Source organism: Pseudomonadota bacterium, assembly GCA_023229365.1.
In the GTDB taxonomy this organism is placed as follows: Bacteria; Myxococcota_A; Polyangia; order JAAYKL01; family JAAYKL01; genus JALNZK01.
Genome location: JALNZK010000018.1, coordinates 53630 through 63343, shown reverse-complemented (window position 1 = coordinate 63343; position 9714 = coordinate 53630). Strand labels below are relative to the sequence as shown.

General features: G+C 70.6%; 12 protein-coding genes. 6 read left to right on the top strand and 6 right to left on the bottom strand.

Annotated features, from left to right (window positions below; genetic code table 11):
- Both M0R80_11210 and M0R80_11205 read right to left on the bottom strand, forming a co-directional pair.
- The coding region (locus M0R80_11210; GenBank protein ID MCK9460198.1) for a peptidylprolyl isomerase at nucleotides 1-464 on the bottom strand (464 nt) is incomplete at its 3' end.
- A gap of 4 nt (nucleotides 465-468) precedes the next feature.
- The gene (locus M0R80_11205) at nucleotides 469-1020 is read right to left on the bottom strand and encodes a DUF1648 domain-containing protein (GenBank protein MCK9460197.1); all 552 of its coding nucleotides are present in this window, start codon (nucleotides 1018-1020) and stop codon (nucleotides 469-471) included.
- Nucleotides 1021-1107: 87 nt separating this feature from the next.
- On the opposite strand from M0R80_11205, the gene M0R80_11200 reads away from it, so the two are divergent.
- From M0R80_11200 to M0R80_11180, 5 genes are read left to right on the top strand one after another with little or no spacing between them, the layout of a single operon-like run.
- Nucleotides 1108-1635, top strand: coding sequence for a hypothetical protein (locus M0R80_11200; protein MCK9460196.1), 528 nt, complete (start codon nucleotides 1108-1110; stop codon nucleotides 1633-1635).
- Nucleotides 1635-2588, top strand: a complete 954-nt coding sequence (locus M0R80_11195) for an ABC transporter substrate-binding protein (protein MCK9460195.1) — start codon at nucleotides 1635-1637, stop codon at nucleotides 2586-2588. The genes M0R80_11200 and M0R80_11195 overlap by 1 nt, the downstream gene beginning before the upstream one ends.
- Entirely contained in the window at nucleotides 2585-3601 is a 1017-nt protein-coding gene (locus M0R80_11190) for an iron ABC transporter permease (protein ID MCK9460194.1), read from the top strand. The genes M0R80_11195 and M0R80_11190 overlap by 4 nt, the downstream gene beginning before the upstream one ends.
- Nucleotides 3598-4335, top strand: a complete 738-nt coding sequence (locus M0R80_11185) for an ABC transporter ATP-binding protein (protein MCK9460193.1) — start codon at nucleotides 3598-3600, stop codon at nucleotides 4333-4335. The genes M0R80_11190 and M0R80_11185 overlap by 4 nt, the downstream gene beginning before the upstream one ends.
- Nucleotides 4335-5003: an ATP-binding protein gene (locus M0R80_11180; protein MCK9460192.1), complete on the top strand. Its 669-nt coding sequence runs from the start codon at nucleotides 4335-4337 to the stop codon at nucleotides 5001-5003. Before M0R80_11185 ends, M0R80_11180 begins: the two co-directional genes overlap by 1 nt.
- Nucleotides 5004-5005: 2 nt before the next feature.
- Here the strand turns inward: M0R80_11180 and M0R80_11175 are convergent, their stop codons facing one another.
- Both M0R80_11175 and M0R80_11170 read right to left on the bottom strand, forming a co-directional pair.
- Nucleotides 5006-6307 (bottom strand): glycoside hydrolase, encoded by a 1302-nt coding sequence (locus M0R80_11175; GenBank protein ID MCK9460191.1) that lies wholly within the window; start codon nucleotides 6305-6307, stop codon nucleotides 5006-5008.
- A gap of 97 nt (nucleotides 6308-6404) precedes the next feature.
- Nucleotides 6405-6941, bottom strand: coding sequence for a hypothetical protein (locus M0R80_11170; protein ID MCK9460190.1), 537 nt, complete (start codon nucleotides 6939-6941; stop codon nucleotides 6405-6407).
- A 297-nt stretch (nucleotides 6942-7238) separates the two neighbouring features.
- Between M0R80_11170 and M0R80_11165 the strand changes: the two genes are divergently transcribed.
- Nucleotides 7239-7769, top strand: a complete 531-nt coding sequence (locus tag M0R80_11165; protein MCK9460189.1) for an ORF6N domain-containing protein — start codon at nucleotides 7239-7241, stop codon at nucleotides 7767-7769.
- 15 nt (nucleotides 7770-7784) lie between these two features.
- Here the strand turns inward: M0R80_11165 and M0R80_11160 are convergent, their stop codons facing one another.
- Nucleotides 7785-9044 carry an ABC transporter permease gene (locus M0R80_11160; GenBank protein MCK9460188.1) on the bottom strand — a complete coding sequence of 420 codons (1260 nt, stop codon included), beginning with the start codon at nucleotides 9042-9044 and terminating at the stop codon, nucleotides 7785-7787.
- Entirely contained in the window at nucleotides 9041-9712 is a 672-nt protein-coding gene (locus M0R80_11155; protein ID MCK9460187.1) for an ABC transporter ATP-binding protein, read from the bottom strand. The genes M0R80_11160 and M0R80_11155 overlap by 4 nt, the downstream gene beginning before the upstream one ends.
- Nucleotides 9713-9714: the final 2 nt, after the last annotated feature.

The window sequence follows — 9714 nt, the reverse complement described above, 5'->3', positions numbered from 1 at the left end:
CCGATCACGCCTGGCTGGTGGGATATCCAGTCGGAGATCTCGAGCTCGATGGCCGGGTCTGTCGGTTGCGCCATCAGCTCCTCGTCGAAGCCGCCGCCCTGGATCATGAAGTCCGCGATGACGCGGTGGAAGATGAACCCGTCGTAGAACCCGTCGTTCACGTACGCGAGGAAGTTCTCGACCGTGATCGGCATCTCGTTGCCGTAGAGCCCGATCACGAAGTCGCCCATCGACGTCTGGAACTCGACCTGCGCCGTGATCGTTTCCGGATCCGTGTCCGAGTCGGTGTCCGTGTCGGAGTCCGTGTCCGTGTCGGAGTCGGAGTCCGTGTCCGAATCTCCATCCGAATCCGTGTCCGAATCGGAGTCCGTTTCCCCCTCGCCGCCTATCGAGTCGTCGTCGCCGCACCCGAGCGGGAAGAGGGCCGACGCGAGGAGAACGGCGAGCCAAAATGTCCGAGCCATGAGATCACCTCCTGTTTTGCACGCGCCGCGCGGTCGCCGACTCGACGGCCGCGGACACGCGGATGAACATCGCGACGAGCAGGATGAACACGGCGCCCGTGATGACGAACGGCGCGGCGATCGGGAACGCCTCGATCACGCCGAGCGCGGCGAGCGCCACGACGACGTGGATCGCCAGCAGCCCGGCGCACACGGTCGCGCCGAGGAGCATCGTGAACGCCGACACCACGCCGAGCACGGCCCGGCGATCCGGCTCCGGGAGCGCGAGGAACGCCGCCTTCCGCGGGAGGCTCAGCCACCTCGGGGGGATGCGGAAGATCGCGAGCGAGGCCGAGCCGACGACGAGGGCCAGGATCGCGGAGACGATCACCATGAAGAACCAGCTCGAGAGCCCCGGGCTCGCGAACGCGTCCGGCGCCCCGCCCGAGCCGAAGTGCACGGGGATGCGCGCGGGGAGCTCGTTGAAGATCAGCGCCGCGAGGGCGCCGTGCACGATCACGACGCCCGCGAGGAGCCGCGCCGCCCAGACCACGGGGCGCAACTGCAACGGGCTCACGAGGGCCTCCTGCCGGGCGTCTGTCATTCGCTGGGAGTTTGACGCCCGGCCTTGCGACGAGGCAACGAAAAAGATTAGATTGGCGCGATGCCCAAGCCGCGAATCACCCTCCCTCCGGCGCTCGCGCTGGCGCTCGGCCTGCTCGCGGCGTGCGGGTACAGGCCGCTCGCCGGGGAGGCGAAGGATCCGGACGCCATCACGAAGGTCGCGGTGCCGGTCGCGAAGAACGAGAGCTCGTTCGGCGGGGTCGCGGCGCCGTTCACCGAGGAGGTGCGCCGCCAGCTCGCCGCGCTCGGGATCGAGGTGGTCGCCGAGGGTGCGGGCGCCCCGGTGTTGAGCATGGTCATCGCGGCGATCGGCGACGAGACCGGCATGACGATGCGCAGCGGCGGCGTGCTCCTGCCGTGCGACACGGTGTGGCGCGTCGAGGTGATGATCAGCCTCGACGGGGCGGAAGGCGAGCGGATCATCCCCCCCACCCGGTTCTCGGGCGACGGCCGCAGCATCGCGTCCGGCTCGGCCGCGGGCGAGTCGTACGCGGGCTCCCGCACCCAGCGCGAGGTGATGGACGACATCGCCGGGCGCATCGCCGCCATGATCGTCATGCTGCGCTGATGGCTCGCACGGACACAGGGCTCCTCGTCGCCCTCGCGGCGCTCGCCGCGACGGCCTCCTGCAACGCGGCGGAGGAGGTCGCCGCGCCCGTGGAGGCGAGGAGGCCGGCGATCCGGATCACCGACGATCTCGGCCGCGAGGTCGCGATCGAGAGGCCGGCGACGCGGATCGCGGCGCTCGCGCCGTGCTTCGTCGAGTCGCTGTTCGCGATCGGCTGCGGCGGGTGCGTGATCCTGCGCGACACGTGGTCCGACCACCCGTCGCCCGGCGTGGACGCCATCCCGAAGGTCGACGGCGTGCAGGTCTCGGTGCGGAACGTCGCCGGCTTCTCGCCGGATATCGTGCTCCTGTTCGCCGACGACGGCAGGAACGCCGACACATTCGAGCGCGTCGGGCTAAAGGTCGCCGTGCTGCACCCGGATAACTACGAAGAGGTCGCCGCGGATCTCGTCAAGCTCGGCGCGCTCTGTGGCAGGGAGGCCGAAGCGCGGAGGGAGGCCGAGGAGATGCTCGCCGTCCGGGAAGAGGTCGCGCGCGGGATCGGGGCGGCGCCGCGGCCGTCGGTGTACGTCGAGATCGACGCGGCCGACCCGACCCGGCCATGGACGGCAGGACCGGGTTCTTTCGTCGCCGAGCTCGTGGAGCTCGCGGGCGGACGTAACGCCGCGAGCGGCGTGACCAAGCCGTACGTCCAGATCTCGGCCGAGGCGATCATCCGCGCGGCGCCGGAGGTCGTGCTCGTCGCGCACAACGGGCTCGCGGGGAAGGACGCCGCCGCGGAGATCATGGGCCGGCCCGGGTGGTCCTCGCTCGCCGCCGCGTCCGCGGGGCGCGTGATAGCGGAGATCGACGGCGATCTCCTGTCGCGCCCCGGGCCGAGGCTCGCGGACGGCCTGCGCGCGCTGGCGGCGGCGCTGCGCGAGAGGGCGCCGGTGGACGGGGGCGCGCCGTGAGGCTCAGGGTCGCACCGGTGACGCTCTGCGCCGTCGCGCTCCTCGCGGCGGCCGCGTACGCCGCCGCGGCGCTCGGCAGCAGGGGCGGGGAGCTGACGCTCGAGCTCGACTGGCCCATCCGGCTGATCTCCGGCGCGGATCGGGGGCTCGCGGCGGTGATCGCCGAGCTCCGCGTGCCGCGCGTCGTGGCGGCCGCGCTCACGGGGGCGGCGCTCGCGGTCGCCGGGCTCCTCCTGCAGGGCGTGAGCCGCAACCCGCTCGCCGATCCGTTCCTCCTCGGCGTGTCCGGCGGCGCGGGCGTCGCGGTGGTCGCGCTCTACGCCATCCCGCACGCGATCCCCGCGCTCGGCTGGTGGGTCGTGCCCGTCGCCGCGTTCGCGGGGGCGCAGGCGGCCACGGCGCTCGTGCTCACGCTCTCCCGCGGGCCGCGGGGGAGGGTCACCGTGCTCGGGCTGATCCTGGGCGGCATCGTCGTGAACGCGTTCTGCGCGGCGATCATGACCGTGCTCCTCGTGTCGCTCGAGCCGCTGCGGCTCCGGTTCGCCTCGTTCTGGCTCGCCGGCGGCGTCAGCTCGGCGGAGTGGGGGCAGATCTACGTCGCCGCCGCGGGCGTCGCTCTCGCGTCGACCTTCGCGTGGACGCGGGGCGGGGCGATCAACGCCTTCGCGCTCGGCGAGGAGGGCGCGGGGCTCGTCGGCGTCGACACGCGCCGGACACTGCGGGAGTCCGCGTGGGCGGCGAGCCTCCTGACCGGCCTCGCGGTGTCGCTCTCCGGGATGGTCGGGTACGTGGGGCTGATCGTGCCCCACGCGGTCCGCCTCCTCGTCGGCGGCGACTTCCGCGCGAACGTGCCGCTCGCGGCCGCGAGCGGGGCGCTGATCCTCGTGATCGGGGACGCCGCGGCGCGATCGGTGATCTCGCCCGCCGAGCTGCCGGTCGGCGTCCTGACCGCGCTCATCGGGACGCCGATCCTGTTCGCCCTGATCCGGCGCGAGATGCGGAGGGGCGCGTGACGCCGCTCGAGACGCGCGGGCTCGTCTGCGGCTACGGCGCGCGCGCCGTCGTCGACGCAGGCGCGTTGCGCCTCGGGGTGGGGGAGTCCGTCTCGATCATCGGGCTGAACGGCGCGGGCAAGAGCACCGTGCTGCGGACGATCTGCGGCCAGCTCCCGCCGCTCCTGGGCGAGGTGATCGTCTCCGGACGGAGCGTGCCGTCGCTCTCGCCGCGGGAGCGGGCGAAGCTCGTCGCGTTCCTGCCGCAGCAGCAGGAGATCGATCCCGGGCTCACCGTCGCGGAGCTCGTGCGGCTCGGGCGCACGCCGTACCTGGGCCGCTTCGGGCACCTCGGCCCCGGGGACGTGCGCGAGGTCGAGGCGGCGATGGAGCTGTGCCGCGTCCGAGAGCTCCGGGACGCCCGGCTCGGGGAGCTCAGCGGCGGAGAGCGCCAGCGGGCGCGCCTCGCGATGGTGCTCGCCGAAGAGGCGCCGCTCGTCCTGCTCGACGAGCCGACAAGCCACCTCGACGTCGCCCAGCGGTTCGCCCTGCACGGCGTCCTCGCCGACATGCGCGCGCGCCGCGGGACCGCGTTCCTGATAGTCTCGCACTCGATCGCCGACGCCGAGCGTTTCGGCGACGGCATCGTCCTCGTCCGGGACGGGAAGGCCGGCGCCCTCGATCCGGCGTCGCCCGGCGCGGCGCGCGCCGCGATGGTCGAGGCGGCGGGCGTCCCGGAGGAGTGGGTGCTCTGATGAAGCGCCGGCGCGCGCTGCTGGCCTGGTCGGGCGGCAAGGACGCGGCGTACGCCCTCCACCTGCTGAGGCGCCGCGCGGATCTCTCGGTCGTCGGGCTGTTCACCACGATGAGCGCCGAGACGCGGTGCTCCCTCCTGCACGCCGCGAACGAGGGGATCCTCGAAGCCCAGGCCGTCGCCGCGCGCACGGCGCTCCACAAGATCTGGCTGCCCCCGGGCTGGACCGACGAGGTGTACGCGGCGATCATGGCCGAGGAGATGCGCCGCGCCCGATCGCAGCGCATCGACGTGATCGCGTTCGGCGACATCGCGCTCGAGGGCGTGAGGTCGAGCCGCGAGCGCAACCTCGAGGGTACCGGCATCGCCGCGGAGTTCCCGCTGTGGGGCAAGGGCCCGGCGGCGCTCGCGAAGGAGATGATCGACGCCGGGATCGAGTCGCACGTGTCCTGTGTCGACACGCGCGTCTTCGATCGCTCTTTCCTCGGCCGGAGGTGGGACGCCGAGCTGATCGCAGCCCTCCCGCGCGGCGTCGATCCGTGCGGAGAGAACGGCGAGTTCCATACGTGCGTCACGGCGGGACCGATGTTCCGGAGCAAGCTCCGCCTCGTCGCCGGCCGCCAGGTCGAGCGGGCGTCGCTGGTCTACCAGAGCTTCTCGTTGCGCTGAGCTCAGAAGAAAAGGGCGAACAAGGAAGGTGCGGGCTCCGACGTGGCCCCAGCCGCCGCGCAGCCGCACCCGCCGCCGCCCGAGCCGGCCGCGTCGTCGTCGGCCGGAGCCTCGTCGCTCGGCGCGCCGCCTTCCTCGCAGTCCAAGGAGGTGTCGTCGTTGTCCCAGCGCGCGATCACCTTGCCCTCGCCGGTGAGCCAGACGCGGTTGCAGTCGGGCATCGCGGCGTCGAGGATCGCGCTCGCGGCCGCGAACTGGTTCGGAAACGCCGCCTTGTACCCGGTCTGGACGGCCCACGTCTCGCCGCCGTCCGTCGAGAGGTAGAGACCGTTGGAGCCGTCGTACTCGTAGGTCCTCGTCGTGCACGACGCGACGCCGACGAGCCGGCCGAAGAACCGCACGTCGCCGCACCCGGCGATCACCTTCGAGGCGCCCATCGCGAGCCCGACGACCTCGTCGTCCGGGAGATCCGGCGGGGCAACGAAGTCCCACGTCTCGCCGCCGTCCGACGTGATCCCGATCGCGCCGCCGTCCTCGGTGTACTTCGCCGCGGCGGCCCAGCCTTCCTCCGGGTTGACGAACGACACGCCGTCGAGCGAGTAGTCGAGGTCGGACGCGATCGTCTCGAAGCTCGTGCCGCCGTCGTCGGAGCGGAGCACGAAGCCGCTCGACGCCGGGTTGCCCGGGGTCGCCTCCTCCGTGTCGGTCGCCTCGGTCGGCGCGGTCATCAAAAGGCCGCCCACGAGCCAGATCGTCTCGCCGCGGATCGCGCCCCCTGTCACGGCGAGCTCCTCACCCGCCGGCAGCGTCACGTCGATCTTGGTCCAGGTCGTGCCGCCGTCCTCCGAGTGGGAGCAGCGGCCGGCCGCTCCGACGATCCACACCGTCGCACCGTCGTCCGACACCACGACGTCCACCGCCGCGTCGCCGTCCATCATCGTCCCGGCGCCGAGCGCGGCCTCGGGGATCTCGGCCCAGGACGCGCCGCCGTCGATCGTCCGCCAGACCTTGCCGATCAGGCCGCCCATGTAGCCCACGGACGCGTCCGCGAAGCCGACCGCGCTCCCGTAAAGCGCGAAGCCGCCCTCGACCCAGGAGTCGCCGTCCGCGGTGTGGGAGTACAGGACCTGCGTGCTGGAGCCCGAGTTGATGTAGCCCATCGCCGCCGCGACGGACGTGCTCCCGGCGCCGATCGAGAGGTAGGTCGTGTTCTGGTCGCCGTTGCACTGCTGCATCGTCCACGACGCGTGCGCGACCGGCGCGGCGAGCGTCAGAATCGATAACACGAGAGCGGCTCTCTTCATGGGTCGGTTCTCCGTTCGGTGATGGTACGTCTTCATTGAAAGAGGGTACGCCACGCGCGTTTTTGGATGTGGATTTCGGTGATCACGTCGATGCACTTCAGAGCAGCGCGCGCAGCAACCCGCCGCCGTGTCCCAGCGGTGAGCCCGCGGCGGACGCGTCGCAGCCGCCGTCCGGGGCGTCGTTGCCCCCGACCTCCACCGAGTTTCCCGCCGCGTCGTACACCGTCCTCGGGCTTCCGCATCCCGGTACGCTTCCGCCTTCGGGCGCAACGATATACAAGCTGTACTGACCATAATACACCATGAGCACCAGACGCTCGTCGGCGCCGTACGTGATCTCGCAAGGATCGTGCGGGTCAGTCTCCAGGACTGGTGGGTCGTGGTCGCTGGCGGTACCGGTGGTGAACTCGACATCGTGATAATCCCATTCGATGACATAGGCGGTCTGCGGCTCCAGCTCGATGTCGGGCTTATAGGCGACGAAGAGGCACACGGGGTACTCTTCGAGAGTAACGAATTCCGACGCGGGGATCGAGCCACCGCTCCCGTCGGCTCGGCGCAAGAGGAAGGAGGCGATTTCCCCCGCGAAGTCCTGGACGTAGCTGAAATCTTGGGAGAAGAAGATCGGGTTCAACGGAACATCAGTATCGTCCTCGCTCGGGAACTCGCCGAACGACCCATAGCAGGAAGGGTTGTCACCTGCCCCCGCAAATCGTGGGATCGCCAAGAGAAGGGACGTCAGCGCGGTGATCCCGAGCGAGCGGAGAGCCGATTGTCCAAGAGCTACCCTCGTGTTCATAAGCGCTACCTCTGAAACCAATTATAGGTGTCCCGAAGGTCGCGCTGGTCGATTTTCCGCAACTTTTCCCCAGAACGTCCGATTCAGGGGGAAGCGACCGATCGACGCGAAGTGCGCGCGGGAGATGTCCCTGTGAAGAAACTTATCACTGGCCCGTTGGATCCCATCGAGCGCACGATCTTCACTCTGCGCGGGGTAAAGGTGATGCTCGATGCGGATCTCGCGGAGCTCTATGGCGTCAAGACGCACAGGCTGAACGAGCAGGTGAAGCGCAACCTGGTCCGATTTCCAGCCGATTTCATGTTTCAGCTCACTCCTGAAGAGCACGAAAGTTTGATATCGCAATTTGCGATATCAAACGAGGGCAGAGGTGGGCGGCGCAGCTCACCGTTCGCGTTCACGGAACACGGCGCGCTCATGGCCGCTTCAGTTCTGAACTCGTCCCGTGCCATAGAAATAAGCATTTTCGTGGTCCGCGCGTTCACCAAGCTCAAGCGTTTCGTCGACGCGCATCAGGATCTGGCCGACAAACTGGCGGAGCTCGAGCGAAAGCTCGAGACTCATGATGAACAGATCATCGACTTGCTCGGCGCTATGCGAGCGTTGATGGCGCCACCGGCCAAGTCCGCCCACCGGATTGGTTTCAGGAAAGAAGACCGATAGCGGACGGCATTGCCCTCAGTCCCGCGAGACCTCTTCCACGAGGTTCATCCTGTAGGTCCACAGGAGGCTGACGAGCCCGAGCAGCTGGCCCGCGACGAGTGCCGTGACGGCCGCCGTGGTCTCCATCGACGTCCAGACCCACGGCTCCACGGCCACGCCCATGGCGTCCTTTATGAGGTGCTCGGACCACCAGACGCCGAAGTGACCGAGCAATACGCCGAGCGCCGCGCCGGACACGGTGATGACGAGCGCCTCGACCATGATGATCGACGCGATCGTGAGCCGGCCGACCCCGAGGCTGCGCAGGAGCGCGAGCTCCTTGCGCCGCGCGCTCAGGCTCATGACGAGCGTCACCAGGATCATGGCGACCGCCACGGAGAGCGCGAGGGCGCCGAACAGCTCCACCGCGCGCTCGCCCTTGTTGAGGTACCCGACCATGCGGCGGATCGCGCGCCCCGTGTCGACGCCCTGCGTGCCGGCGGTCAGGGTCGCCTCGCGCTCGAGCGCCGCCGTGAAACCGGGGTTCGCGGTGCGCACGAGCACCGCGGTCAGGCGGCCCTCGCCGAGGTGGTACTTGTCCTTCGCCCCGGCGTGTCCGTCCTCCTCCTCGCGACCGGCCCCGTGCCGCTCGGCGCCGTGCATCTTCCAGACCGTCGCGTAGGAGGTGTACGCGGCGCCGTCCTCCGGGCCGTCCGTGCGGTTCAGGATCCCGACGACGCGGTACGCGATCTCGGCGTGCTCGTGCGCCTCCTCGCCGCCCACCATCCCGTGGGTGCCGTGGAAGGAGTCGCCGACGCCCAGCTCGGTCCGCGCGGCGACCTCGCTCCCGAGCACGGCGTCCCCGACCGCGCCGAGCTCCAGCGCGCCTGCGGCCGCTCCGACCCCGAGATCGGCGAGCATCGCGGCGTCGGTGCCGACGATCGGGTAGCTCCCCACCGAGTCGGCCACCGCGAGCGGGTAGGCGGCGATCACGCGCGGATCGCGCCGCAGGCTCTCGTAGACCTCGAACGGGATCGTGCCGGTCGGCTTGTCCACGTGGAAGATCGTCGAGAACACGAGCTGCGTCGACGACGCGCCCTCCGGCCCCACGAGGAGCGGGTAGCGGATCGATCCCTCGACGGCGGTCTTCTTGACCGCGAAGTTGACGTTGCCCACGGCCACGACGAGCATCACGGAGAGCGCGATCGCGAGCACCGACACCCACGTCGCGAAGCGGCGCTCGGCGAGGTACCGCAGCGCCAGGGTGACGACCGCGGAGGGCTTCGAGCGGATCATGGCCGCACCTCCCCGGTGACGACGTCCAGGACGACGCCCGGGAACGCCTCGGCGAGCAGCGGATCGTGGGTCGCGAGCACCAAGGTCGCCCCGCCGTCGAGGATGCGCCGCATCGCTCCGATCACCGCGCCGGTCGACTCCTCGTCGAGGTTCGCCGTGGGCTCGTCGGCCAGGAGCACCGCGGGCCCGCGGAGGACGGCCCGCGCGACGGCGACCCGCTGGCGCTGGCCCACGGACAGCTCGTACGGCCGCTTGTCGAGGTGCCCGGCCAGGCCGAGCTCGCCGAGGACGGCGCGCGCCGCGCTCTCGTCCGGCGCCTCGCCGCAGAGCGCCGCCGGGACGAGGAGGTTCTCGAGCGCGGTGAGCGGCGAGACGAGGTTGAACGTCTGGAAGACGTAGCCGATCCGCGCCGCCCGGAAGGCGTCGCGCGCCGACTCGCCGAGCGCGCTCACGGCCGTGCCGTCGACCGAGATCTCGCCGGCGTCGGGAAGGTGGAGCCCCGCTATCAGGTTGAGCAGGGTCGACTTGCCGCTGCCGGACGGGCCCGAGAGGATCGCCGTCCCGCCGCCCTCGACCGAGAGGGAGATCGCCCGGAGCACACGCTGCCGCGCCCCGGAGCGATCGAGATAGCCCTTGTCGACCGACCTGATTTCGATCCCGCCCGCCATGA

Bases quoted from the DNA above. Each gene is read 5' to 3' on its own strand.
- M0R80_11200 (MCK9460196.1), top strand. From the start codon at position 1,108: ATGCCCAAGCCGCGAATCACCCTCCCTCCGGCGCTCGCGCTGGCGCTC.
- M0R80_11195 (MCK9460195.1), top strand. From the start codon at position 1,635: ATGGCTCGCACGGACACAGGGCTCCTCGTCGCCCTCGCGGCGCTCGCC.
- M0R80_11180 (MCK9460192.1), top strand. From the start codon at position 4,335: ATGAAGCGCCGGCGCGCGCTGCTGGCCTGGTCGGGCGGCAAGGACGCG.
- M0R80_11175 (MCK9460191.1), bottom strand. From the start codon at position 6,307: ATGAAGAGAGCCGCTCTCGTGTTATCGATTCTGACGCTCGCCGCGCCG.
- M0R80_11160 (MCK9460188.1), bottom strand. From the start codon at position 9,044: ATGATCCGCTCGAAGCCCTCCGCGGTCGTCACCCTGGCGCTGCGGTAC.
- M0R80_11155 (MCK9460187.1), bottom strand. From the start codon at position 9,712: ATGGCGGGCGGGATCGAAATCAGGTCGGTCGACAAGGGCTATCTCGAT.